This is a genomic window from Mammaliicoccus fleurettii (assembly GCF_002018435.1).
Classification (GTDB): Bacteria; Bacillota; Bacilli; order Staphylococcales; family Staphylococcaceae; genus Mammaliicoccus; species Mammaliicoccus fleurettii.
In genome coordinates, this window is sequence record NZ_MWJM01000008.1 from 1 (window position 1) to 26,019 (window position 26,019).

21 protein-coding genes and 1 other annotated feature are annotated in these 26,019 nt (G+C 31.7%); of the genes, 5 read left to right on the plus strand and 16 right to left on the minus strand.

Going from position 1 to position 26,019, the window contains the following annotated elements; translation table 11 throughout:
- Positions 1-344 precede the first annotated feature (344 nt).
- Positions 345-974 (minus strand): lysophospholipid acyltransferase family protein, encoded by a 630-nt coding sequence (locus B2G86_RS07610; protein ID WP_078357530.1) that lies wholly within the window; start codon positions 972-974, stop codon positions 345-347.
- A 164-nt stretch (positions 975-1,138) separates the two neighbouring features.
- Between B2G86_RS07610 and B2G86_RS07615 the strand changes: the two genes are divergently transcribed.
- Positions 1,139-2,386 (plus strand): S1C family serine protease, encoded by a 1,248-nt coding sequence (locus B2G86_RS07615; protein ID WP_078357531.1) that lies wholly within the window; start codon positions 1,139-1,141, stop codon positions 2,384-2,386.
- A 54-nt stretch (positions 2,387-2,440) separates the two neighbouring features.
- Here B2G86_RS07615 and B2G86_RS07620 read toward each other — a convergent pair whose 3' ends face one another.
- The 3 genes from B2G86_RS07620 to tyrS form a co-directional block, all read right to left on the minus strand.
- Positions 2,441-3,283, minus strand: coding sequence for a TPM domain-containing protein (locus tag B2G86_RS07620; RefSeq protein WP_078357532.1), 843 nt, complete (start codon positions 3,281-3,283; stop codon positions 2,441-2,443).
- Positions 3,283-3,861: a LemA family protein gene (locus B2G86_RS07625; RefSeq protein WP_078357533.1), complete on the minus strand. Its 579-nt coding sequence runs from the start codon at positions 3,859-3,861 to the stop codon at positions 3,283-3,285. The genes B2G86_RS07620 and B2G86_RS07625 overlap by 1 nt, the downstream gene beginning before the upstream one ends.
- Positions 3,862-3,991: 130 nt before the next feature.
- Positions 3,992-5,254: a tyrosine--tRNA ligase gene (tyrS, locus tag B2G86_RS07630; protein WP_078357534.1), complete on the minus strand. Its 1,263-nt coding sequence runs from the start codon at positions 5,252-5,254 to the stop codon at positions 3,992-3,994.
- Between the two features lie 52 nt (positions 5,255-5,306).
- Positions 5,307-5,493 (minus strand) — a binding site (T-box leader).
- 100 nt (positions 5,494-5,593) lie between these two features.
- Between tyrS and B2G86_RS07635 the strand changes: the two genes are divergently transcribed.
- Positions 5,594-8,044: a transglycosylase domain-containing protein gene (locus B2G86_RS07635; RefSeq protein WP_078357535.1), complete on the plus strand. Its 2,451-nt coding sequence runs from the start codon at positions 5,594-5,596 to the stop codon at positions 8,042-8,044.
- A 52-nt stretch (positions 8,045-8,096) separates the two neighbouring features.
- On the opposite strand, the gene B2G86_RS07640 is transcribed toward B2G86_RS07635, so the two are convergent.
- Positions 8,097-9,764 carry a formate--tetrahydrofolate ligase gene (locus tag B2G86_RS07640; protein ID WP_078357536.1) on the minus strand — a complete coding sequence of 556 codons (1,668 nt, stop codon included), beginning with the start codon at positions 9,762-9,764 and terminating at the stop codon, positions 8,097-8,099.
- A 152-nt stretch (positions 9,765-9,916) separates the two neighbouring features.
- Entirely contained in the window at positions 9,917-11,629 is a 1,713-nt protein-coding gene (acsA, locus tag B2G86_RS07645; protein WP_078357537.1) for an acetate--CoA ligase, read from the minus strand.
- 149 nt (positions 11,630-11,778) lie between these two features.
- On the opposite strand from acsA, the gene B2G86_RS07650 reads away from it, so the two are divergent.
- The 3 genes from B2G86_RS07650 to B2G86_RS07660 are packed head-to-tail and all read left to right on the plus strand — an operon-like array spanning position 11,779 to position 14,211.
- Positions 11,779-12,414 carry a GNAT family N-acetyltransferase gene (locus B2G86_RS07650; protein ID WP_078357538.1) on the plus strand — a complete coding sequence of 212 codons (636 nt, stop codon included), beginning with the start codon at positions 11,779-11,781 and terminating at the stop codon, positions 12,412-12,414.
- Between the two features lie 11 nt (positions 12,415-12,425).
- Positions 12,426-13,070 carry a CBS and ACT domain-containing protein gene (locus tag B2G86_RS07655; RefSeq protein WP_078357539.1) on the plus strand — a complete coding sequence of 215 codons (645 nt, stop codon included), beginning with the start codon at positions 12,426-12,428 and terminating at the stop codon, positions 13,068-13,070.
- Entirely contained in the window at positions 13,063-14,211 is a 1,149-nt protein-coding gene (locus tag B2G86_RS07660; protein ID WP_078357540.1) for an acetoin utilization protein AcuC, read from the plus strand. Before B2G86_RS07655 ends, B2G86_RS07660 begins: the two co-directional genes overlap by 8 nt.
- 424 nt (positions 14,212-14,635) lie before the next feature.
- On the opposite strand, the gene ccpA is transcribed toward B2G86_RS07660, so the two are convergent.
- The 10 genes from ccpA to B2G86_RS07710 all read right to left on the minus strand — a co-directional run bounded on the left by ccpA (position 14,636) and on the right by B2G86_RS07710 (position 25,996).
- Positions 14,636-15,625 carry a catabolite control protein A gene (ccpA, locus tag B2G86_RS07665; protein ID WP_078357541.1) on the minus strand — a complete coding sequence of 330 codons (990 nt, stop codon included), beginning with the start codon at positions 15,623-15,625 and terminating at the stop codon, positions 14,636-14,638.
- A gap of 277 nt (positions 15,626-15,902) precedes the next feature.
- A complete protein-coding gene (locus tag B2G86_RS07670) occupies positions 15,903-16,982 on the minus strand; it encodes a bifunctional 3-deoxy-7-phosphoheptulonate synthase/chorismate mutase (RefSeq protein ID WP_078357542.1) in 1,080 nt (359 codons plus the stop codon).
- A 254-nt stretch (positions 16,983-17,236) separates the two neighbouring features.
- Entirely contained in the window at positions 17,237-17,812 is a 576-nt protein-coding gene (locus B2G86_RS07675) for a YtxH domain-containing protein (protein ID WP_078357543.1), read from the minus strand.
- Between the two features lie 64 nt (positions 17,813-17,876).
- Complete coding sequence (locus B2G86_RS07680; protein WP_078357544.1) at positions 17,877-18,431, minus strand: DUF948 domain-containing protein; 555 nt, start codon at positions 18,429-18,431, stop codon at positions 17,877-17,879.
- 92 nt (positions 18,432-18,523) lie between these two features.
- On the minus strand, positions 18,524-19,831 hold the full coding sequence (gene murC / locus B2G86_RS07685; protein ID WP_078357545.1) for a UDP-N-acetylmuramate--L-alanine ligase: 1,308 nt from the start codon (positions 19,829-19,831) through the stop codon (positions 18,524-18,526).
- A gap of 22 nt (positions 19,832-19,853) precedes the next feature.
- A complete protein-coding gene (locus B2G86_RS07690) occupies positions 19,854-23,033 on the minus strand; it encodes a DNA translocase FtsK (protein ID WP_338011995.1) in 3,180 nt (1,059 codons plus the stop codon).
- Positions 23,017-23,622: a YtpR family tRNA-binding protein gene (gene ytpR, locus B2G86_RS07695; RefSeq protein WP_078357546.1), complete on the minus strand. Its 606-nt coding sequence runs from the start codon at positions 23,620-23,622 to the stop codon at positions 23,017-23,019. Before ytpR ends, B2G86_RS07690 begins: the two co-directional genes overlap by 17 nt.
- 12 nt (positions 23,623-23,634) lie before the next feature.
- Positions 23,635-24,513 (minus strand): DUF1444 domain-containing protein, encoded by an 879-nt coding sequence (locus B2G86_RS07700; RefSeq protein WP_078357547.1) that lies wholly within the window; start codon positions 24,511-24,513, stop codon positions 23,635-23,637.
- 155 nt (positions 24,514-24,668) lie between these two features.
- Positions 24,669-24,983 (minus strand): thioredoxin family protein, encoded by a 315-nt coding sequence (locus B2G86_RS07705; protein WP_078357548.1) that lies wholly within the window; start codon positions 24,981-24,983, stop codon positions 24,669-24,671.
- Positions 24,980-25,996 (minus strand): PTS sugar transporter subunit IIC, encoded by a 1,017-nt coding sequence (locus tag B2G86_RS07710; RefSeq protein ID WP_078357549.1) that lies wholly within the window; start codon positions 25,994-25,996, stop codon positions 24,980-24,982. Before B2G86_RS07710 ends, B2G86_RS07705 begins: the two co-directional genes overlap by 4 nt.
- Positions 25,997-26,019: the final 23 nt, after the last annotated feature.

Here is a 26,019-nt window from a genome sequence, read left to right on the forward strand (position 1 = left end):
TTTCTTCGTCGATTACATTGTACTAAAGTGAGCTATATATGGCTCTTATTTTATTACACAATTATATGGACATATTCTTTAACGAAACACTTATAAGTATAACTGCCAAAATAATACTTATAAAAATGTATACTACCGCCGATTTTGTAAAGTGCGGACGCCTGAGGGAATAGTATGAGCGAGAGACTACAGGCTCGAGCCATACCCCTAGGCAAGCATGCACGTACAAAATCGTAAACTCCATAAAAAATAAGCATATCACTAAACTTTAAAAAATCAGTTAAGTGATATGCTTATTTATTTTGAGCGAGGCTATATGTGCCGAAGCCTTTTATTGTATTACATTACTTGTCCATAGCTTTATTTGCTATATATGTAACTTCTTTTTGTAATGTATTCGTTCTTTCTTCTAATAATTCCATAACTTTTGCTATTTTTTCACTTTTCTTTAACTCACTTGGAAATGTACTAGGATCAATAGGATCCCCAAATTTAACAAATGATTTCTGTCTAAATCCAAAGATAGATTTTACTTTTTTAGGACCTTCGAAAGCTGCAGGTACAATTGGTTTATTGCTTAATACAGCTATTGTTGCGGCACCTCTTTTTAATGGTGCTTCTCCTGTTTCTGCTCTATGTCCTGAAGGGAAAATACCAACACTTTTACCTTGATTTAGTAATTTAACAGGAATTTTCAGTGTACTTGGTCCTGGCTTTTCTCTATCTACTGGAAAAGCATTTAATGAATGGAAAAACTTATCCGACCAATTTTTAGAGAATAATTCTTTTTTTGCCATATAATTGATTTCAGTAGGATATAAACTTAAAGCTAACATTATAACTTCAACATAACCTGTATGCGTACAAGTAACGACATATGGTTCTTCAGGAACCTTCTCTTTATTTATTGTCACAAGTTGTTTACCGAACTTTTGGAAAACAACATGTAAAACAGTACTAGCAAATTTATACATTTAATGATCACTCTCTTCTTAATGATATTCATATTTTATCACTCTAATACTTGAGTCACAAGTTTTCATACAAAATATTGTAACAATTAAATACATCATATTATTGGCAATTTAATGCAATATCTATAATAATTATTTTATGGAGTTTTTTAGGAGGGATTAGAATGGATCAGAATCAAAATGGCGACAATTCAAATTTAAATCAAACATCTTCGAATGATTATTATTATAAGAAGAAAAATAAGATACCATGGTATCAAAGTTGCCTGATACCTTTTTTATCGGGGATTATTGGTGCAGTCTTAATACTCGCTTTATATATAGGTGGTACTAAAATTATTGATGTCGTTAATAACTACAATGACGAAGCGAATATAACGAAAGCACCGGCTAATGAAAAAGGCGGTAATATAAAAGATAATAAATCAAGTAATAAATCCGTATCTAAAATGATTGAAGATGTATCTCCATCTATTGTTGGTGTTATTAACAAACAAAAAGCTAGCGGAATTGAATCATTCTTTGGTGGAAAAAGTTCGGGTGAATCAAGTGATCCACAAGAGTCAGGTACTGGTACTGGTGTGATTTATCAATCTAGTGATAACAGTTCTTATATTGTTACAAATAATCATGTTATAGAGGGTGCCAATGAAATTGAAGTACGTCTTCATAACGATAAATCAGTTAAAGCTGAACTTGTAGGAACGGATATTATGACTGATTTAGCTGTCTTAAAAATTGATGGCGATTATAATATCGAACCAATTAAATTCGCAGATTCTTCTAAAGTTAAAGCTGGTGAAACAGTATTTGCACTTGGTAATCCATTAGGAGTAGAATTTGCAAACAGTGTTACACAAGGTATTATTTCATCTGAAGAACGTACAATGGATGTACAAACTTCTGACGGTGTAACAGAAGCAACAGTCATACAAACTGACGCAGCTATAAATCCAGGTAACTCTGGTGGTGCTTTAATTGATTTAAACGGAAACTTAATCGGTATTAATTCCATGAAAATATCACGTCCTGATGTTGAAGGTATTGGCTTTGCAATACCAAGTAATGAAGTAAACAACATTATTAAAGACATAATGGATGATGGTAAAGTTACGAGACCATATATTGGAATTAGTATGATATCTATTGAAGATATACCAAGTCAATATAGAAAAGAATTAAAATTAACAACTGACAAAGGTGTATACATTTCAGAGGTAGATGAAAAAGCAAACAACGGGCTTAAAAAAGATGATGTTATCACTAAAGTTGATAATAAAGATGTTACTGAAGTTTCAGATATAAAAAATTATATCTATAATGAGAAAAAACCTGGTGATAAAATTACTATGAAATATATAAGAGATGGTAAAGAACATAGTACTAAAATCACTTTAAAAGAACAAAATTAAATTAAAAAATCCTTCTAAGTTTACTTTCAACTTAGAAGGATTTTTTTATAGTATTTAGAATCCTCTGCCAGCTCCACCACCAGAGAATCCGCCTCCACCACCGAAGCTTCCGCCTCCGGAGAATCCACCACCAGAACTACCTGATGATCCTCCAAATATAAATGGACCAGCCATTCCTCTTCTTGTACCTCTTCCATTACCACCTCTAGGAGGTTTTCCTCCTCCATTTTTAAAGTAGATAATGAAGAACACTATGATAAATAATATGAAAAATACAAATGGAATTTTACCTAATCCACTACTTTGAGGTTCTTTTTCAGTGAATTTTTTACCGTCGTAACCATAACTTTTAGCAATTTCATCCCAGACGGCATCATATAATTTCGTCAAACCTTGATCATAATATGCTTTTGCTTTTTTAGCATCGCCCGTTTTAGCAGCCTTTTTTTGGTATGGCATAAAGTTGGAATCAATAAGTTCACCAACTTTAGAATCATTCAGCACACCTTCTAAGCCATCACCAACTGCAATATCAATACCTCTATTATTATATTCATTACCGTTATCCATATTAAGTAATATAACAATACCTCTATTGTGCTTTTGATCTCCAACTTTATAATGTCTACCGGCTTCTAAAGCATAATCTTGACGAGGAGTTTGTCCAATTGACTTCATCGTCATGAGTAAGATATCTGCATCAGTACCATCTTGTAATTTTTGACCTTTTTTACTAATTTTATCTTTACTTTCATCACTGATTAAGTTTGCATGATCTTGAACAAATACAGGTTGTTCAAGCTTAGGAAACTTTTCATCTGCCGCTTGTATTGTAGAACTTAGTGAAAAAAAGCTTATAATAAACAAAACACAGAAACGTTTAAACATTGATGTCATTAAGATTCATCTCCACCGAAGTCAACTTTAGGTGCATCTTTTGCTTCACCTTTTGCTTGGAAATATTCTTTCTTATCGAAATTAAACAAACCTGCTACTATACTAGATGGGAATCTACGCGTAGCTTGATTGTATTCGTTAATTGATTCATTATAATCTTTTCTAGCTACTGCAATTCTATTTTCAGTTCCAGCTAGTTCATCTCTTAATCCAGTAAATTGTTTATCAGCTTTTAAATCAGGATAATTTTCACTAATAGCGATTAAACGGCTTAATGCACTATTTACTTCACCATTTGCGGCTGCTTTTTCTTCAGGTGAATTTGCACCAGCTAATTTACTACGTGCATCAGAAACATCTTTGAAAACTTTCTCTTCATGCTTAGTATACCCTTTAACAGTATCAACTAGATTCGGTATCAAATCGACACGTCTTTGTAATTGATTATCTATATTAGATAAAGATTTATCCGCTTCTTCTTCTAAACCAACTAATCTATTATATGGTCCAATCATAATGACCCCTAAAATCACGATTACTGCTACTACAGCAATAATAGGTCCTAAATATTTTTTCATTTAATTTTCTCCTTTTCATTAATTTCATATGTCAATTTTATTATACAATAAATTCCATGTTAGTACAGTTCATTGAATATAGAAAAAAGCGCAATAAATAAATTTATCTATTGCGCTTTTATTGTTAATATTATGAGAATTTAACCATTGTATATTTTTTCTTACCTCTTCTTACGATTGTAAATTCATCATCAATTTTGTCTGCACTTGTTATTTCATGATTAACGTCTTGAATTCGTTCACCATTAATGTAAATGGCACCATTATTAATATCTTCACGCGCTTGTCTCTTAGAAGGTGAAACACCAGCTTCAATAATAAAATCAACTAATTGTACAGTTTCAGAACTTACTTGTGCTGTAGGTACATCCTTGAAACCTTCTTCAATTTCTGATTTAGTCAATGCTTTGATATCACCTTTAAATAGTGCATCAGTAATTCTTTTTGCTTCTTCAACTGCATCACTACCGTGGATGAATCCTACCATTTCTTCAGCTAACACTTTTTGTGCTTCTCTTAAGTGAGGTGCTTCTTCAACTGTTTTTTCTAGTCGTTCTATCTCTTCTCTATCTAAGAAAGTAAAGTATTTTAAATATTTCACGACATCTGCATCTTGAGCGTTAATCCAAAATTGGTATAGTTCATAAGCTGATGTTTTACTTCTATCTAACCATACAGTACCTGATTCAGATTTACCGAATTTTTTTCCATCTGCTTTAGTAACTAATGGAATTGTAAATCCGTAAGCTTCAGTATCACCATACATTTTTCTCATTAAATCTAATCCAGTTGTTATATTGCCCCATTGGTCAGAACCACCAATTTGCATTTTACAATCATAATTTTGATTTAAGTAACCGAAATCTATTGCTTGCAGAATCATGTAAGTGAACTCAGTGTATGATATACCTGTTTCTAATCTCGATTTCACAGAATCTTTAGCTAGCATGTAATTCACACCAACATATTTAGCATAATCTCTTAAGAATGAAATTAAATCAATTACTTTTAACCAATCCTTATTATTAACTAAAATTGCAGAATCATCACCTTCAAAATCAAATATTTTATGCATTTGATTCATAATTCCGCGTACATTTGCTTCAATTTGTTCGTCTGATTGTAGATTTCTTTCTTCTGAGCGTCCAGAAGGATCACCAATCATACCAGTACCACCACCTACTAATACAATAGGTGTATGTCCATGATTTTGAAATCTTCGTAAAGTTAAGAAAGGCAGTAAATGTCCAATGTGTAAACTATCAGCAGTTGGATCTGCTCCACAATATATTTTGACAGATTCTTTATTCAATAATTCTTCAATTTCTTGTTCATCAGTTTGTTGATAAATTAAACCTCTCCATTTTAAATCTTCTATAAGTGCATTTGCCATTACTAATTCCTCCTCTTAAAATATAATATAAAAAAGCACCCTTACATAAAAATGTAAGGGTGCTTGAATACACGGTACCACCATACTTATGATGTTAAACACATCATCGCTCATTAATGTTACGTACATTAAAACGTCGAACATTTATTAAAGGTGTATTCATCATTATCGCTTTATCAGTTCTCAGCACCACTGACTCTCTTAAAAAGAATATAACAACTACTTCTCCTTTAGTTCGTTACCTTATGCAATTAATTACAAAGTATAAAGCTATCTTTTTTAAAAGTCAATACAATACATATATGTTATAATAATGATGATTAGATTGGAGGTAAAAATTTGAGTTCAAATCAGTCTAAAAACAAATTCAAAGATCAATTTAATCGTTCAAGTAAGAAGTATAAAGATACTTTTAAAGAAACAAAATGGTCTCCAAAATTAATATTCCACACTACATATAATGTAATAAGCAATTTATTCTTTATTATTATATTCATAAGTTGCTTATTATTAGCACTTGGCTTGGGTATTGGTGGCGGTTACTTCGCAGGACTTGTCAAAGATGAAAAAGTGATGTCAAAAAAAGATATGAAGCAACAACTTTATTCAATGACGGAAAGTACGTCTGTTTATTTTGGTTCTGGAGAGTCACTTGGCCGATTAAAAAGTGATGTCCAAAGGGATGTTATTAAAGGAAATGAAATAAGTGACAATGTTAAGAATGCTCTTATTTCAACAGAAGATGAAGATTTCTATAACCATAATGGTATTGTTCCAAAAGCTTTTCTTAGAGCTTCTGTGCAAGAAGTTTTGGGCAGTGCTAATTCTTCTGGTGGTAGTACATTAACGCAACAACTTGTTAAGAACCAACTTTTAACAAATGAAACATCTTTTGAACGTAAAGCTAAAGAAATGTTACTGTCGATGAATGTTGAAAAGAACTTATCAAAAGATGAAATTATCGATAGTTATTTAAATGTCGTTTCATTCGGTCGTAATTCAAATGGTTCGAATATTGCAGGTATTGAAGCTGCTGCACAAGGTGTATTTGGTAAATCAGCTAAAAAATTAAGCGTGGCAGAGTCAGCATATCTTGCCGGATTACCACAAAACCCATATACTTACACACCTTTCTTACCTAATGGTGATTTGAAAGATGATGAATCATTAAAATTCGGTATAAATCGTCAGCACTATGTACTTAAAAGAATGTATCAAGAAGATAAAATCACTAAAAAAGAATACGATGAAGCTTTAGATTTCGACATAAAAAAAGCATTTGTTGATAAAGTTGAAGAACCAAACCAAAAATATCCGTTCTTAACTGAAGAAGTTGAAAATCGTACAGTTGATATTCTTAAGTATCATTTAGCTAAAAATGATAATATTTCTAAAAAAGAATTGGACCAAACGCCAGTACTTATGACGAAATATACAGAAAAAGCTAATCAAGCAATGCGTACTGAAGGTTATCGTGTTGATACAACAATTGAAAAAGACATGTATGATAAGATTCAAGACGTAAAAAATAATTCAGGTAGTTACTCATGGGATAGAGAAGCAGATTATACAAATAGTGAAGGTAAAAAAGCTTCTAAAGAATTCCAACATGAAGTCGGTGCCCTTCTAAAAGAAAATCAATCTGGAAAAATCCTAGCATTTGTTGGTGGTAGAGATTACGAAAAATCACAAATTAATCATGCTACTAGTGCTAAACGTTCACCAGGTTCAACTATGAAGCCATTATTAACTTATGCACCGGCATTTGAAAATGGTTTAATTACTCCAAATACTGCTTTACTCGACAAAAAATTCGATTATCTTGGCTATTCCCCAGATAACTATGATAGAAGAGAATTTGGTCCAGTAACAGTTGATTATGCATTAAGAAACTCATTAAACTTAAGTACATTAAGGTTATATAGTAATGTACAAGACTATAAACCATGGGAAAACTTAAATAAAATGGGTATGACTATACCTGAAGATGTTCAAGATGGATTAGCCCTTACGCTTGGTACAGCTGACTTTACATTAGAACAAGATGTAAATGGTTATAGTTCATTAGCAAACAAAGGTGAATATAATGACAGTTACATGATTGAATCTATTAAATCACGTAATGGCGAAGTTATTTATCAGCATAAGAAAGATCCAAAACGTATATTTAGTGAATCAACAACATATTTAACAACAGATATCTTGAAAGGCGTTCTTGATGATGGTTCAGGTTACCAAATTAAAGATTCATTTGATGGTAACTGGGCTGGTAAAACAGGTACATCACAAGATGCTAAAGATAGTTTATTCGTTGGATATACACCAAAAGTAACACTAGGTATTTGGATGGGTTATGACCAACCAATTTCATTCGATGAAGATAGTCATTATCAATTATTTATGTGGAGAGATATGGTTAACGCATTATCTACTACTGATAGAGAAAAGCTTGGATATGATAGTGAATTCACAAAACCAAGTACGGTAAAAGAAGATACAATTTGCCAATATACTAATTCTACAGATAGTTGTAGTAGCGGTGAATCTAAAGCACCTTCTACATTAATTTCAGATAAGGTAGATACATCTAACAAAGATATACAATCAGATTATGTAATGAAACGTTTAGGTAAAGCAATTGATCCTAACACATCATCTAAAGTTAAACCTAAAGAAAAAGTTGCTAAAAACTCTAAAGAAGCTTGGTCATACAAATCTAGCAGTAAATCTAGTAGTTCTGACAGCAAGCCATCCAGTGGTACAAGTACAGCACCACCAAGTAGCGACTAAACACAAAAGAGCTGAGACAATTAATTTGTCTCAGCTCTTTTTTTATCTTAAATTAGAATAGCCCTACTGCAGATCCATCTTCATTAACGTCCATATTCAATGCTGCTGGTTTTTTAGGTAAACCTGGCATCGTCATGATATCTCCAGTCAACGCAACGATAAAACCTGCACCGGTTCTTGGTGATAATTCTCTAATTGTAATATCAAAGTCTGAAGGTGCACCGATTTGTTTTGGATCATCTGTAAATGAGTATTGTGTTTTAGCCATACATACTGGATATTTGTCCCATCCATTTTCCTTTATCGTTTTAAGTTGTTTTATAGCTTTATCACTAAATTTAACTGATCTTCCACCATATACTTTCTGAACAATTGTTTCTAGTTTATCTTCTATAGACATATCTAAATCATAAATTGGTGAAAATTGTTGTGGTTTTTCTAAGACACGTAATACTTCTTTTGCAAGGTCTATTCCGCCTTTTCCACCTTTTTCCCATACTTCAGTCAGTGCAACTTTTATTTCATGTTCTTTGCACCAATCTAATACATATTGAACTTCTTCTTTTGTATCATGTATAAATGCATTAATTGCAACTACGGGTTCAACACCAAATTGTTTAATATTTTGAATATGTCTTTCTAAGTTTATTATGCCTTTTTTAACCGCTTCAACATTTTCACTTTTAAGTTCATTTTTCTCAACACCACCATGCATTTTCAAGGCTCTTATCGTAGCTACTATTACGACAGCACTTGGATCAAATCCTGCTTTACGAGTCTTAATATCCATGAATTTTTCTGCCCCTAAATCAGAGCCAAATCCACTTTCTGTTACAACTATATCTGCTAATTTTCTAGCAGTATTTGTTGCGATTATCGAGTTACAACCATGTGCTATATTTGCAAATGGGCCACCATGTACAAATGCAGGTGTACCTTCAATAGTTTGAACAATATTAGGTTTAATTGCATCTTTTAAAATGAGTGTTAATGCACCCTCTACTTTCAAATCACGAACCGTTACAGGCTTTCTATCTACTGTATAACCGATAGTTATGTTTGCTAAATTTTCTTTTAAATTTTTAATACCATTCGATAAACAAAATACTGCCATTATTTCAGATGCAACTGTAATATCAAATCCATCTTCTCTTGGAACACCTCGAGTTGGCCCACCAAGCCCAACAACTACTTGACGTAATTCTCTATCATTCATATCAAGTACACGTTTCCATTCTATTCGTCTTGAATCTATATTTAACTCATTACCTTGATAAATATGGTTATCAATAAAGGCTGAAAGTGCATTATTTGCAGTAGTTATTGCATGTAAATCTCCATTGAAATGTAAATTTATTTCTTCCATTGGTAGTACTTGCGCATAACCTCCACCAGTAGCGCCACCTTTCATTCCAAAGACTGGACCAAGAGAAGGTTCTCTTAATGCTACCATTACATTTTTATTTAATTGATTGAATGCATCAGCTAAACCTACTGTAACAGTTGATTTACCTTCTCCAGCTGGTGTTGGACTCAATGCTGTTACTAATACAACTTTTCCTTTTTCTTTAATATCTTTTAACTTTGTAATATCAACTTTTCCTTTATAATGCCCATAAGGTTCTAAAGAATCATGAGGAATTCCTACCTTTTCAGCAATTTCATTAATCGGTCTTAATGTACTTTGTTTTGCAATTTCTAAATCTGATAAATGACTCAATATTGTTCACTCCTTAAATTTATATTACAAATTATAAGTATCTCAACTTTAGAATAAACAAATAATTGTAAAAAATCAATTTAACTTACCACTACTAATATCATGATAAAGGCTGAGACAATAATTTGTCTCAGCCTCAACTTTCATAAAAATTAATCTTCCAATGTAGATAAATCACCAGCAGGTAAATCTAATTCCCATGCTTTTAATACACGTCTCATAATTTTACCTGAACGTGTTTTAGGTAATTTATCTTTAAAATCAATTTCACGAGGTGCTGCATGTCCAGCTAATCCTTCTTTAACAAATTTTCTTATCTCTTCTTTAAGTTCATCAGATTCTTCATATCCTTCTCTTAAAGCGATAAAGGCTTTTATAATTTCACCACGTACTGGATCTGGTTTACCGATTACCCCAGCTTCAGCTACTGCAGGATGCTCAACTAGTTTAGATTCAACTTCAAATGGTCCTACTCTCTCACCAGCAGTCATAATAACGTCATCAACTCTACCTTGGAACCAGTAATAACCATCTTCATCTTTATAAGCTGAGTCACCTGATACATACCATTCATCATTTATAAAATATGATTCATATTTAGGTTGGTTATTCCAAACTGTTCTCATCATTGAAGGCCAGCCTTTTTTCAATGCTAAGTTACCCATTCTGTTAGGTGGTAATTCCTTACCTTGATCATCAACTATTGCAGCTTCAATACCAGGTAGAGGTTTACCCATTGAACCTGCTCTAATATCCATAGATGGATAGTTAACAATCATATGTCCACCCGTTTCAGTCATCCACCAAGTATCATGTACTCTATGGTTAAATACTTTATGAGCCCATTTAATGACTTCTGGATTTAATGGTTCACCTACTGATAATACATGTCTTAAGGATGATAAGTCATATTTACTAACCACATCGTCTCCCGCACCCATTAACATTCTTAGAGCTGTTGGTGCAGTATACCAAATTGTTACACCATAAGTTTGGATAAATTCATACCAACCTTCTGGAGAGAATCTTCCACCCACGATACAATTTGTAACACCATTTAACCATGGACTAAAAATACCATATGATGTTCCTGTTACCCAACCTGGATCTGCGGTACACCAATAAACATCATCTTCTTTAAAATCTAAGACATATTTACCAGATATATAATGTACAACCATTGCTTCTTGTACATGAAGAACACCTTTTGGTTGTCCTGTTGAACCTGATGTATAGTGTAGTATCAATCCATCTTCTTTATCTAACCATTCGATATCAAATTTTTCATCAGCTTTTTCAAATTCTTTATTAAAATCAATATATTCATCACTTACCTCATCGTCTACTACAACGATATGTTCAAGGTTAGGTAATTCATCTTTAGGAATTCTTCCAACTAAATCGTTTGTTGTAATAATAACTTTAGCTTCACTGTTTTCAAGTCTATCTTTAACAGCTTTTTCCATAAATGCTTCAAATAATGGTCCAACAATCGCACCAATTTTCAAAGTACCTAAAAGTGAAAAGTATAATTCAGGCGTTCTAGGCATGAAAACAAATACTCTATCGCCTTTTTTAACGTTTGCTTTATTTTTCAAAACATTTGCAGCTTTATTACTCGCGATTTGCATATCTTTAAACGAATAACTATCTTGTCTATTCTGATCTTTATAATGAAGTGCAATCTTGTCCCCTTTACCATTATCAACATGACGATCAATACACTCATATGCCATATTTATCTTTCCAGTTTCACTCCAACTGAAATTTTTTTCAATATCTTCCCAATTATGATTTTTTACTGCATCATCATAATTAGCAAGATTATAATTATCATTTAATGCTTCGTAAACTTCGACTTTCATTTAAATCTCCCCTTTTATAAATGTAATCGTTTTCAATAAAGCCTATTTCTATTATAATATAAATAGATGATACTTTTCAAAAAAATTTGATTATTCAAAATAAACTTTACAAATATAGAATATCATATTTATAGAAAGGAGGTACAAAATTGGAACACTTAAAAACTTTTTTATCTGATACTGTTACATATAATAAAGATATTAATATCATAATTGAAGGTCCAGTAAATTCAGATGAATTAAAGAAAATGACTTTCGACGAAGGTTTAAATAGTTTCAGAGTTCCTAAAGAACAATTTGAAGCTATTATTGAAATTGCCGAACTACCTGAAGGAAGAATCATCATTGCACGCATAGATCAACATATTATTGGCTATACTACCTATCTTTATCCAGACCCACTTGAGCGATGGTCTGATGGCAATCTCCCCTATATTTTAGAGCTTGGTGCAATAGAACTTTCTTTAAAATATCGAAAGTATGGCTTAGGTAAAAAAATGTTGAAGTTAGCGATGAAAGCTCCGGAGATGGAAGATTTCATTGTTATAACAACTGAATATTATTGGCATTGGGATTTGAAAAATAGTGGTTTAGATGTGTACCAATATCAAAAAATTATGCATAAAATGATGGCTGAAGGTGGTTTAGAAGTATTTGCTACAGATGACCCAGAAATTATAAGTCATCCTGCTAATAGTTTAATGGCTAGAATTGGTAAAAATATTAAACAAGAACAAATGGAAGCATTTGATCAATTAAGATTTATGAATAGATTTTTCTTTTAGGAGGTAAAATTATGTTAGTTGAAAAAATTATGACATCACCTTGTACGACTATTCAAAGCGATAAATCCATTGAAGATGCATTAGTTTTAATGACACAAAAAGAAATTAGACACTTACCTATTGTTGATGAAGATAACCAGCTGCTCGGTATCATTTCTGATAGAGATATAAAAATGGCATTACCCAGTATATTATCAGATGATGAGCCGAACAAAAGCTTATCTTTATCTGTTTCAAAAATAATGAGACGCAATGTCATACGCTGTCACCCATTAGATTTCGTAGAAGATATTGCACTTGATTTCTATGAAATGTCTATAGGTTCAATTCCTGTTATAAGAGACAATAAAGTAATAGGCATTGTAACTCAAAAAGATATGCTCAACACATTTTTAGAACTAACTGGTGTCACAATGCCAGGTTCAATCATTGAAGTATATATTGACGATAAAGTTGGTGCGCTTCATGATATAACACATATATTCAAACAACAAAATATCGATATTTTAAATGTCCTTGCTTATGCTGATCAACAAAATGTTAATAAGAGATATCTTATGTTACGAGTAAAATCAATGAATCCCGAAAAAATATATAAACTATTAGAAGAACAAGGTTATCATGTCATCTATCCTTTTGGTATAAAAAATGACTAAAGTTAAATATGTTTATTCGGAAGATTTATTGAAATATCGGTTCTCTGATAGTCATCCATTTAATCAAATGCGTTTAAAATTAACAACCGACCTTCTCATTGATTTAGGCGTGTTAACTTCTGAACACATTATAGCTCCAAGAGTGGCGACAGATGAAGAACTTGAACTCGTACATGAAGTTAATTATATAGAAGCAATTAAAAAGGCAGGCAAAGGTGAATTACCGATAGATGAATATGACAAATATGGTTTAAATAGCGAAGATACACCTCAATTTGTAAATATGCATGAAAATAGCGCAAGAGTTGTTGGCGGAACGCTTACTGCTGTAGATGCTGTCATGAATGGAGAAGCTACGAAAGCTTGTCATTTAGGTGGTGGCTTACATCATGGATTTAAAGGAAAAGCAAGTGGCTTTTGTATATACAATGACAGTGCAGTAGCCATTCAGTATATGCAATCTAAGTATAAGCAACGTGTTTTGTATATTGATACTGATGCACATCATGGAGATGGCGTACAATGGTCTTTCTATACGAATGAAGATGTTATGAACTATTCCATACATGAAACAGGAAGATATTTATTTCCAGGTACTGGCGCATTAACTGAGCGTGGGGATGGTAAAGGATTCGGTACTACTGTCAACGTCCCTCTGGATGCATATACTGAAGATGATTCTTATATAGATGTTTTTAAGGATACAATTGAGGCAGTTTGTGAATCTTATAAACCAGATGTTATTTTAAGTGTAAATGGCGTAGATATTCATTACTTAGATCCACTCACACATTTGAGTTGTACTTTAGATACTTTATATAAAATACCTTATATCGTTAAGAATTTAGCTGATAAATATTGCGATGGAAAAGTAATCATGATTGGTGGAGGTGGCTATAATATTTGGCGAGTTGTACCAAGAGCTTGGTCACATGTTTGGTTTGCATTAAATGATTTACAAACACCAAACACACCAATACCTCAAACTTGGATTGAAAAATATCAAGAACACGCTCCATTTCCACTAGCAACATCATGGATAGATGAAAAAGAAGGCTATATGGAAATACCAAGAAAAAAGGAAATATCCGAAAAAAATAACAATACTAAAATGAGAATATTAGATTGGTTTAAAATGTAAAAAGAGCAGAAATTCATTGTAACATTGAATTTCTGCTCTTATTTTTATAAAGGTTAGTTGCACTTCTACTGACTTGTGTGAATATGGGTGACCTTAGTTACACTTCTACTGACTTGTGTATATATAGATACACTTAGTTACACTTCTCTCGACTTGTGTGAATATAGGTGACCTTAGTTACACTTCTCTCGACTTGTGTAAATATAGATACTCTTAGTTACACTTCTCTCGACTTATGTAAATATAGATACTCTTGCTTACACTTCTACCGACTTGTGTGAATATAGTTACCCTTGCTTACACTTCTACTGACTTGTGTGAATATGGGTGCCCTTATTCACACTTCTAACGACTTGTGTGAATATAGATACTCTATGAATAAGAGGCTGAGACAAATTAATTTGTCCCAGCCTCTTATATAAATTTATTTAGTAGTTCCTCTATATTCTACTCTATAAGGTAAAATAACATTAGGTTCATCAATTTGTTCGTCATTCATATATTTAGTCAATAATCTCATACCAACTGCACCAATATCATATAACGGTTGAGTTACGCTAGATAATTGTGGTCTTACCATATGAACTAATCTCGTATTGTTAAAGCTTACAACTTGTAAATCCTCAGGAATTTTAACGCCTGCATCTTGAGCGGCATGGACAATACCAATAGCTTGCTCATCGCTTATACATAAAATTACATCTGGATTTTCTTTTGAAATAGCTTCATAAGCACGACTTCCATCTTTATAAGTTTCATTGCCTACAAATTTAGCATTATCTTCAATTTGAAGATTAGCATCTTGAAGTGCTAATTCTAATCCTTTAAAAGCATCATCTTGTGCTTTTTCAGAATAGCCTCCACCTACAAATGCGAACTTCTTAGCACCTTTAGTGATAAGTGTTTCAGCAATTTGTTTACTAGCTTCTGTATAGTTGATATTAACTGAAGCAAGCTTTGAATCTTTATCATTTGTACCTGATACTACTACAGGAACAGATGATTTATCAATAAGTTCAACAGTTTCATCAGTTAACGTACCACCAAGGAAAATAATACCATCAACTTGTTTACTCAATAAGTTGTTAAATATTTCTTGTTCTTTTTCACTATCATTATCAGAATTAGAAATAATTGTATGATATTTATACATAGTAGCAATATCTTCTAAACCTCGAGCTAACTCAGAATAATATACATTCGAAATGTCTGGAATAATTACGCCTACCGTTGTCGTTTTCTTACTTGCTAATCCTCGTGCAACTGCATTAGGTCGATAATTTAATCTTTTAATTACTTCATTTACTTTGTCACGTGTTGATGGTTTAACATTTTGGTTACCATTTACAACTCGTGAAACTGTTGCCATAGATACTTTAGCTTCTCTCGCAACATCATATATTGTTACAGTCATAATATCCTCCTATCTTTGAAAACGTTTTCTAGTACATTCTAGCACGTTTTCATAATGTTTTCAAAATATATGAAAGCGAACTCACAATTACCAATTATAAAAGATTATAACAGTGTTGTCGATATAATTGCTCCAATAAAATCTCTTAAAGTGTAAATTGTTCATTCTTTTTCAGAAAACGAATGAACATATGACATAAATACAAAAACTCTCCCAACCCAAAGTGTTATCTTTCGGATTGGAAGAGTTTATTGAGAATAGAAATACTATATCACATTTATTTTTCGTATAATTTTGCTGCTTGAACGATTTCTTTATGGAATGAATCAAATTCATTTAAGTCCATTTGTTGTCCTGCATCACTTAATGCTACTGATGGATCAGGATGAACTTCTGCCATAACACCATCTGCTCCAACTGCTAAAGCTGCTTTAGCACAAGGTAGCATAATATCTTTACGACCTGTACTGTGCGTTACATCTACCATTACAGGTAAGTGTGTGCCTTGTTTTAAAATTGGAACTGCTGAAATATCTAATGTATTTCTTGTAGCTTTTTCATATGTTCTAATACCTCTTTCACAAAGAATAATATTACTATTACCTTGAGAATGAATGTACTCTGCTGCATAGATGAATTCTTCAATTGTAGCTGATAATCCACGTTTTAATAAAATTGGCTTATTCGTTTTACCAGCTTCTTTTAATAATTCAAAGTTTTGCATGTTTCTTGCACCGATTTGGAATACGTCTAAATATTCATCAGCCATTTCAAAGTGAGATGGATTAACGATTTCACTTACAACATTTAAACCGTATTTATCTTTAGTATTTTTAAGAATTTTTAATCCTTCTTCACCTAAACCTTGGAAATCATATGGAGAAGTACGAGGTTTAAATGCGCCACCTCTGATGAATTTCTCTCCTCTATCTGCTAAGTCTTTAGCAACTGTGTCAACTTGTTCTTGTGATTCTACTGAACAAGGACCAAATACGAATGATTTTTTATTATTACCGATAATAGCTCCATTATCGAATTGTACAATTGTATCTTCTGGTTTCAACTTACGAGAAACATATAAATGTTTTTCATTTTCTGATTTTTGTAAGTCTGTTGATGCTTTAAAGATTTCTTTAAATAATTGCTTAATAGTATTGTCGTTATATGGTCCTTCATTGTTATCAATTAAATGATTCAACATTTCTTTTTCACGTTGTGGATCATATACTTGAGTACCTTGTTTACGTTTTTCTTCACCTATTTTTTTAGCTATAGTACCACGCTCTTGTAGTAAAGCTAATATTTCATCATTAATACCTTCAATTCTTTCTCTTAAACTTTCTAATTCATTTGACATCCTATTCACCTCGTGTAAACAATTTAACTCACATACTTTAAAGCGATAAAATATATAAGTAATTAGATGTTAGTATAACAATTTAAAAGCGCCTATTCAACCCTAACATTTCATTTTTTAAAAATTTCTTATTATTCAAACTATTATACTATACTTTAAGTTATATAAAAAGGAGCAGAACAGTCCAAAATAATGATTAAAGGCTAGGACAATTAATTTGTCCCAGCCTTCTAAATGTTAGTATTTACTAACTATTAATTTTTATCGAAAGATTTTTTCTCTACAACTGTTTTTGGTCCTTTTAAATCTTCATCTTCTACTTCTGATTTAATAGCACCTTTTTGAGCTTTTAATTCTTCGTTAGCAACATCATCAGCTGTTACAACGCCTTTATTAGCTTTTTTCTCAGCTTGTTTTGATTTAACTTCGTCAGCTTTTTTCTTAGCTTCAGTTTTCTTTTCTTCAGCTTGAGTTTTAACTTCTTCAGCTTTTTGGTTTGCTTGTACTTTCTTTTCTTCAACTTTTTCTTTTACTTCGACTTTTTTATCTTCAGCTTGTGTACGAATCTCTTCAGCTTTAGATTGTGCTTGTTCTTTCAAGCCATCAGTTTTTGTTTTTACGTCATCTAAAATTTTATTAGACTTTTCACTTAAGTCACCTTGTAACTCTTTACCTGGTTTAGGTGCAAGTAGTAAACCTACAATTCCACCTACAACTGTACCCAATACTACTCCAAATACAAAGTCTCTACCGTTTGTATTTTTTTCGTATTCTGCTTCATACGTTTCTAAACCATGTGTATATAGATCTCTATTATATTTATTTTCCATTTCTATTTCCTCCTAATTAAATTAAAGAAATGCACTTATAATCTAGATTATAAGTGCATTTAGTTTATTTTTTTAAACCTGCACCAATTTTATCTTCATCCAAGTTATCGCCTTGTGTTGTTTTTTCATTGTAGTTTTTTGGTACTTGCGTTTCAAAATCATTAGAAGAATTTATATCGCTTTTATATGATGATACATTACTTCTACGATCTCTTCTTAATTGCCATTTATCTGCAACTTCCATTGCAACATTTGACCATTGAATTACTTGAGAAATTTTATCTTCATTTTGTGAGATATTGTGAGTAATTGAATTAGTCACTCTATCAACTGAAGTGTTAAGTGTTTGAACTGAATCACCAACACCTTTTACAGCATCTACAACAGAATTCAAACGTAATGATTTATCTTGAATATCTTCTGTTAAGCGATTTGCTTTATGAAGTAAATCTGTAGATTCACGTGTAATACCTTGTATTTGGCCTTGAATGCCATCTAGTGTTTCGTTAATACCTTTAACTGTTTTTAATAGTTGCATTAAGAATAGTGCTAAAACAACACATATTACTAAAAATGCAACAGCAGCAATAATTCCTGCTATTGGTAATATCCAATCCATACTGAACGCCTCCTAATAATTATAAAACTAAATCTTTAATTGATATACTAATATTTAATACCCTGACTCAATAAATAATAAACATATCAATTTTAAACTTCTAACGTAGAAACATAAGCTTTTTGAATTTTTTGAATGTCTCCAGCGCCCATAAATAGTATAACACCATTAGTATGTTTTTGTAGTTGTGAAACTGTATCTTCATTAATTAAATCTGAGTTTGGAATTAAAGCTTTTAAATCATGAATTGTTAACTCGCCTTGTTGTTCTCTAATTGATCCAAAAATATCACATAAATATACTTTATCTGCTCGGTTTAAACTTTCAGCAAATTCATTTAAAAATGTTTCAGTTCGAGAAAAAGTATGAGGTTGAAATACTGCTACAACTTCGTTTTCTGGATATTTTTTTCTAGCTGATTCAATTGTAGCGTTAATTTCTCTAGGATGATGTGCATAGTCATCTATTAAAATTTGGTTATCATAAAAGCTTTCACTAAATCTTCTTTTTACGCCGCCAAATGTTAACAGAGCTTCTTTAATATTTGCAATATCTAATTTTTCTAAATGACAAACTGCTATTACTGCTAATGCATTAAGAACATGATGGTCTCCATACATTGGTGTAGTAAAAGTACCGATTAGTTCATTTTTAGTTTTGAAATAGACATCAAATGTTGTGCCCTTAGATGATGTATGAATATTTTTAGCAAAAACATCATTATCTTCTTCAAATCCATAGTAATAGATAGGAACGTCTGCTTCAATTTTTCTCAGCTCACTATCATGCCCCCATGCTACAATACCTTTTTTTACATTTTTAGCCATCTCTTGGAAAGCATTTGTAACATCTTGTAAGTCTTTAAAATAATCAGGGTGATCGAAATCAATATTTGTCATGATTGCATAGTCAGGATAGTAACTTAAGAAATGTCTTCTATACTCACATGCTTCAAATGCAAAGTAAGAACTATCAGGCATACCCATTCCAGTACCATCACCAATTAGAAATGAAGTCTTTTGATCACCATTCATAACATGTGATAATAACCCTGTCGTTGATGTCTTACCATGTGCACCCGTAACAGCTACAGAAGTATATTGAGACATAAAATCACCAAGGAAGATATGATAACGTTTAACTTCTAATCCTAATTCATACGCTCTTGCAATTTCAGGGTGCGAATCCGGAAATGCATTACCTGCAATTATTGTCATACCTTCTTTAATATTTTCAACATCAAAAGGTAGTATTTTTATCCCTTTATTTTTCAAAGCTATTTCTGTAAACACTGTATTTTCTATATCAGAACCTTGAACGTTATGTCCCATATCATGCATAATTTGTGCAAGTGAACTCATACCCGCCCCTTTTATTCCAACAAAATGAAATAATGTCATTTCATGTCACTCCTTCTAGTACTTAATTGTTAGTTTCTTTTTCTTCTAGCATATCTTTAGTAATTAAAACATCTCTTGGTTTGGAGCCATTAGGACCAGATATAAATCCTCTTTCCTCTAAATTATCAATCATTCGAGCAGCTCTATTGTAACCAATTTGGAAATGTCTTTGTATCAGTGAAGTTGAAATATGACCTTCTTTCACCATAAAATCACAAACATCATTAAACAAAGCATCTTTAGGTTGTTCATTAACTTTTTTCAATAATGTTTCTTCTTTGAATAGATAGTTAGGTTTCATTTGATTACTTACATTTGAAACTGTTTCATCAATTTCATCATCTGATACAAATGCACCTTGAACTCTTATTGGTTTATTCATACCATTGCCAAGATACAACATATCACCATTACCAAGTAATTTTTCTGCTCCACCAACATCAAGAATAGTTCTAGAGTCAATCGAAGAAGATACCATAAATGAGATTCTAGTTGGAACATTTGCTTTAATTAAACCTGTAATTACGTTAACTGAAGGTCTTTGAGTAGCAAGTATCATATGTATACCACAAGCTCTAGCCTTCTGTGCAATTCTGGCAATAGATTGCTCCACTTCTTGTGGAGACATCATCATTAAATCAGCTAATTCATCTATAACTATAATGATTTTCGCCATTCTTTGCTCGTAATTTGCTTTTTTATTAAAAGCAGTAATATTTCTCACATGTAATTCTGCAAAACGTTTATATCTTCTTTCCATCTCTTCAACAGCCCATTTTAAGCTAGCTGTTGCAGCTTTCACATCAGTTATGACTGGTGCTACGAGATGAGGTAAATTGTTATAAGGTGCAAGTTCAACCATCTTAGGATCAATAAGTAATAATTTTAATTCATCCGGATGATTCTTATACAATAGACTCGTCAATATTGCATTAATACATACAGATTTACCAGAACCTGTTGCACCAGCAATAAGTGCATGTGGAGTCTTAGAAATATCCATTAATAACGGTTCATTATTAATCTTAAATCCCATAGCAACTGTCAACTTACTTTCCGCTTGTTGAAATGCTTTAGAGGTAATCATCTGTCCTAAAGGTATTTTTTTTGGACTTTGATTTGGCACTTCTATTCCAACTAAACTTGTACCAGGTATTGGTGCTTCGATTCTAATATCTTTAGCTGCTAATGCCATTTTTATATCGTCTTGTAGTGCTGTAATTCTTGAAACTTTCACACCTTTTTCAACTGATAATTCAAATCTTGTAACTGTTGGACCTTGAATCATATTTACGACATGAGCTGGAACATTAAAATGATAAAATGCTTCATCTAATTCTTTTTTCTTGTCTTCTAGCCATTCGCTATTATCCTCTTTTTCTACTACATCATCTAAGATTGATACTGGAGGTAGTACAAATAAAGGACCTTTACGTTTTGTAGCTTGTTCAGATTCATTATTTTCTTTACGCTTTATATCATTTTTGAATGTTTGGTGTTTTCGTTTATCTGAAGGCGTCATCAAGACATTAAACGGTGACGATTTTCTTGTTGGATTTGGTTTAAGTACTGGTTCATAAGTTTGTTTTTCTTCTGACTTTTCAACTTCATCAAATTGAACATTACTTTCATGTTGATCATCAATATCTTGAGTATTCTGTGCTTCTTCATCTTGAGGTGATTCCAGTAATGTCTCATCTACTAATCCAAACGCTTCTTCAGATGAAGGTTCACTATCTTCTACTACATCGAAGTCTTCAAAGCTTATATCATCTTCTACAAAATGATTTGATTCTTCTATGATTTCTGAATGTGCTTCTTCTATATGATTATTTAATGCTTCAGTATCATTTTCTTCTACTGGATTAATTACTTCATGTTCCTGGTCTATTTGTGCTTCAAACTGTTCATCTTCAGAACTTTGTTCAGACATCTCATGATGAGATTGTTCAGAAACATCACTTTCTTCTACTTCTTCTACTTCTTCTACTTCCTCAAAAGTAGCATTTTCTTCATTTTCAAATACTTGGTCATGAACAAGTTCATCTTCATATGGTTCTGACATATCTTGTCCAATGTCTTGTTCATCACTGTTGTATGATTCTTCATCAAAATCTAAATCAATTTCTTTAAATTCATATGTAGTAAGGTCATTTACATCTGGTTGTAATGACATTTTGATTTCATCATCAGTAGATTCACTTTGATTGAGTTCGCTCGTATTATCTTTATCAACATCTTCATTATTAGAGTTATCGTTTGGATTATTCTTAATATATGAAGCTTGTTGTTTAAAGAAATAATCTTGATTTTTAACTTGCGATTTTTCTTCTTCAGATTCTAGATTTTTTAACTCTTGTTCTCTTTTTTCTCTTAATGCTTTTTCAAATTGTTTTTTCTTTTGAAGTTTCTTTTCACGTTCTTTTCTAATTTCAGAAACAATTTGAGATGCATATATATTCTCAATATTAATTGTGTTATCTGTCTGTGAATAAGTAGGTACATCTTGAATGATTTCACCATTTTGCTCTTTTTGAATGTTTTCATTCTTAGTGTTGTCAGTATCCTTATTTTTAAGATCATTTAAATAATCTGATGTGCTATGATCTTTTAACCCACTATTAGGGACATCTTTTTGTTTGCGCATGCCAAAAATAGCTGAAGGAACTTCAGATGCCTTAAATTTCGGTTGGTGTAAAGAATTCAATCTTTCCTGAAATTTTGTATCTTCATTATACTTTTCAGCTTTTTTATTTCGATTTGATGTTTTATTATTTTTTTCATTTTTGTCATTTTTATAATTATTTACATCTTTGTTATGTGTTCTAGATGCATTATTAAATGATTGTCGCGTACTATTTTGATTTCTTCTGCGTCTTCTTCTATTTGTAGGGAATGAAGCTTCATTTTCATCATAAAACCTATTGTCATGATTATGTTCTTTCGGTTTATAATTAGGTTCATTTTCTGATTGATTATATTGCCCCAAGTTATCGTCAGACGGTTCTTCATATTCCATTTGAATAGGAAATCTAAATTTCCCTTTAGGTCTTCTGTATATTTCTTCGTTAGTTGAATCATCTTCTGGATGGTAATCGGAAGATATTTGTTCTTTTTTTTCTTTTTCGTTATTTTGATTACTTTTAGATTGTCCGAATATATCATCAAACCAACTCATAGGTTCACTACCTTTCGTCTTCAAAAAATGGTGTTCCTACAGTATAACTATCATCCAATACCATTATACCTTTTTCTTTTGGAGCACCTTCCAAATCAAGTTCTTTCATTGAACATATCATGCCAGTAGAAGGTACACCTCTTAATTCTGCATCTTTAATAAGCATTCCACTAGGCATAACTGCCCCTACTTTAGCTACAACTACTTTTTGTCCTTGGTCAATATTTGGTGCGCCACATACAATTTGCAATGTGCCATTATCAACATCAACTTGGCATACTGATAGTTTGTCAGCATCTGGATGTTTAGTCTTTTCTGTTACATATCCAACTACAAATTTAGGTGATAAATCAACTTCTAGTTTATAGTTAATATTATTTTTTTCTAATAAATCTTGTATGCTACTAATATGTTTTTCTTGAATTTTAATATTTCCACTACCTTCTATCTGAACATATTTAGAAGCATTAAATATATTAAATCCTACAATATTACTTTCACTTTTAATAATTGTTATATCATTTTGATATGCATATTCTAAATTTTCAGTTGCAGGATCTATTGTGACCATTAGAACATCTCCAACGCCATTTTTGTTATAAAATAAATTCATTTTCTTAACTCCTTAAAGTCTTTTTTGATTGTTTTTCATATTTTTAAATTTTTCTCTGTTTTTTTCAAGTCTTTCTATGACTTCTTGATTTCTCTTACGTGAATGATTTTTACCTAAAATAAAGATTGGTTCTAAAGGCTTTTCTGGTGTATAAGAGAAAGATAATGAAGTTATTGGAACAAGGCCATTTTGGAAAAATTGCATCGTCATTTGAGCAACAACATCATAACCAATTTCATTCTTAATATCACAAATAACTAATACGTCTTGATGAGGCGTAGCTAATAACATTTCCCCTTCAATATTTTTATAAACATCTTTTAAAAATGTTTGATTTAATATTCTAGAAGCATCATAGCCGTCGTTAGTATTTACAAAATAGAATGTATTACCTTGAACTTCATCTGATTTATAAGTTGTTTTTTTCTTTTTGATGTTAAATAATGCTTGTTCTTTAATCTGTTCTTTAGTTAATTTAAGCTCTTCTAACATAGATTCATCAATTAAACGATAAGTATTACCTAAATCTAAAGCATAATAAACATTTGTCTCAGCAGTATGTTCATCAATTAAAAATGGTATACCTTCTTTCGTTTCTTTATGGAAACTTGTAGACCTAATAACTGGTAATATCTCTATTTTATTAATTTCTTTAGTAGATTCATCTTGCATTGCATTTATTGTCTCTGTTACGTAATAAACAATTTCATCAATTGTTTTATCACCTTTATCTTTATACTTAGCAATAATTGGAGCTAATTTAACAGAGAGCCCTTTTTTGTTATCAGTTCTTTCTATTCTTAAACTTTCATCTTCTCTATCAAACTTGAAATTTGCATCTAATGATTTCAAGCGATCTTTTAATAAATCTCTCATTTGAAAGACATTCATTCTAAACACTCCTATTTTTATACCTCTATATAGTTTACAACAAATTACCACTATGTAACAGTGATAAACATATATAAATCAACTTAAATAAAATAAAAAAGCAGGTAATTCGAAAATTAAAGAAACTTTTTTCGACCTGCTTTTTTTCACTTATTCTATAAACTCAATCCATCAATAAATGAACTGATTTGTGGAATTGTTTTACGTTCTTTTCCGACGTATCTTCCCAACTCTTGTTCTTTGTCATAAGCTATAAAACTCGGAATTCCCATTACATCTACCTCTTGACATAAATCAATAAATTCATCTCTATCAACAGATACGAATTGATATTGCTTATACTTTTCTTCTAAGGCTGGTAAATCCGGATCAATAAAATGGCAATCTGGACACCAAGATGCAGTGAACATAAATATTGTTGGTTCATTAATTAATGTTTTGAATTCTTCAATTGAAGTTAATTGTTTCATTTTTTTACACTTCCTATCATTAAAGTTTGTTGACCATCTTTAATTATATGATACTTTCTTAATATTTGATAAACAAATAAACTGATTACAGCTGGTAATAAGAAATGGAAGAATGCAATTTGTAGCCAAACCTCAGTTGAACTACCCATCGTTTTTATTGTCATTATTTGACCTACAAGCCCACTTGAACCCATACCTGCACCAGCAGCATTATTTTCCATTGGCCAAAATACAGTCATAATTGGAGCAACTATTAAACTTGCTATAACGGGTGGTATCAATATAAAAGGTTGTTTCAAGTAATTTGGAATTTGTAACTTACTAGTACCTATTCCATGTGCTATTACCCCTGAAATACCGTTATCTTTATAACTTGTAACTGCAAATCCAATCATATGGCAACAACCACCGATTGTTGCAGCAGCTGCAGCAGTACCACTTAACCCTAGCATCAAAGCTAAAGCAGCACTAGAAATTGGACTACTTAAAGTTATACCGACTAAAAAGCTTACGAACATACCCATTAATAGCGGCTGTTGTTCTGTGCTCAATTGAATCCAACTACCTAACTCTTTCATAAATGCATCTATAAATGGTGCGATAAATTTCGCAATACAAGTGCCAATAAAAAGAGTTAATATAGGTGACAAAATAATATCGATTTTTGTCTTACCAGAATAAAACCTGCCCAATTCACTTGCTACTACAGATGCCAAATAACTACCTACAGCTCCACCTTGTTCGTATCCATACATACCTGTGACTGCTGTTGTGAAAATAATAAGTGGTGATGCACCAATTCCATAACTAACTGCTACCCCTACCCCTGCACCAGTTAATGATTGTGCCAATTTTCCTATTTCTATCATAATTGATGTATCAAAATATGTATTTAAGGTTTGACCTAAAGTTTCTATAATTAGCCCAACAATTAAAGTACTAAAGAGACCTAAAGCCATGTAACTAAGGCCATCGATTATTGTTCTATTAAAAAATGATTTAACTTTCTCCATTTTTCACACTCCTTAAAGAGATT

Excerpts from the sequence above, each read along its gene's own strand:
- ytpR (WP_078357546.1), bottom strand. The coding sequence starts at position 23,622 with ATGAATTTATTTTATAACAAAAATGGCGTTGGAGATGTTCTAATGGTC.
- tyrS (WP_078357534.1), bottom strand. The coding sequence starts at position 5,254 with ATGGCAAATGCACTTATAGAAGATTTAAAATGGAGAGGTTTAATTTAT.
- B2G86_RS07610 (WP_078357530.1), bottom strand. The coding sequence starts at position 974 with ATGTATAAATTTGCTAGTACTGTTTTACATGTTGTTTTCCAAAAGTTC.
- B2G86_RS07710 (WP_078357549.1), bottom strand. The coding sequence starts at position 25,996 with ATGGAGAAAGTTAAATCATTTTTTAATAGAACAATAATCGATGGCCTT.
- B2G86_RS07680 (WP_078357544.1), bottom strand. The coding sequence starts at position 18,431 with ATGGATTGGATATTACCAATAGCAGGAATTATTGCTGCTGTTGCATTT.
- acsA (WP_078357537.1), bottom strand. The coding sequence starts at position 11,629 with ATGAAAGTCGAAGTTTACGAAGCATTAAATGATAATTATAATCTTGCT.
- B2G86_RS07620 (WP_078357532.1), bottom strand. The coding sequence starts at position 3,283 with ATGACATCAATGTTTAAACGTTTCTGTGTTTTGTTTATTATAAGCTTT.
- ccpA (WP_078357541.1), bottom strand. The coding sequence starts at position 15,625 with ATGACTGTAACAATATATGATGTTGCGAGAGAAGCTAAAGTATCTATG.
- B2G86_RS07675 (WP_078357543.1), bottom strand. The coding sequence starts at position 17,812 with ATGGAAAATAAATATAATAGAGATCTATATACACATGGTTTAGAAACG.
- B2G86_RS07615 (WP_078357531.1), top strand. The coding sequence starts at position 1,139 with ATGGATCAGAATCAAAATGGCGACAATTCAAATTTAAATCAAACATCT.
- B2G86_RS07700 (WP_078357547.1), bottom strand. The coding sequence starts at position 24,513 with ATGAATGTCTTTCAAATGAGAGATTTATTAAAAGATCGCTTGAAATCA.
- B2G86_RS07660 (WP_078357540.1), top strand. The coding sequence starts at position 13,063 with ATGACTAAAGTTAAATATGTTTATTCGGAAGATTTATTGAAATATCGG.
- murC (WP_078357545.1), bottom strand. The coding sequence starts at position 19,831 with ATGACATTATTTCATTTTGTTGGAATAAAAGGGGCGGGTATGAGTTCA.
- B2G86_RS07625 (WP_078357533.1), bottom strand. The coding sequence starts at position 3,861 with ATGAAAAAATATTTAGGACCTATTATTGCTGTAGTAGCAGTAATCGTG.
- B2G86_RS07705 (WP_078357548.1), bottom strand. The coding sequence starts at position 24,983 with ATGAAACAATTAACTTCAATTGAAGAATTCAAAACATTAATTAATGAA.
- B2G86_RS07655 (WP_078357539.1), top strand. The coding sequence starts at position 12,426 with ATGTTAGTTGAAAAAATTATGACATCACCTTGTACGACTATTCAAAGC.
- B2G86_RS07670 (WP_078357542.1), bottom strand. The coding sequence starts at position 16,982 with ATGTCAAATGAATTAGAAAGTTTAAGAGAAAGAATTGAAGGTATTAAT.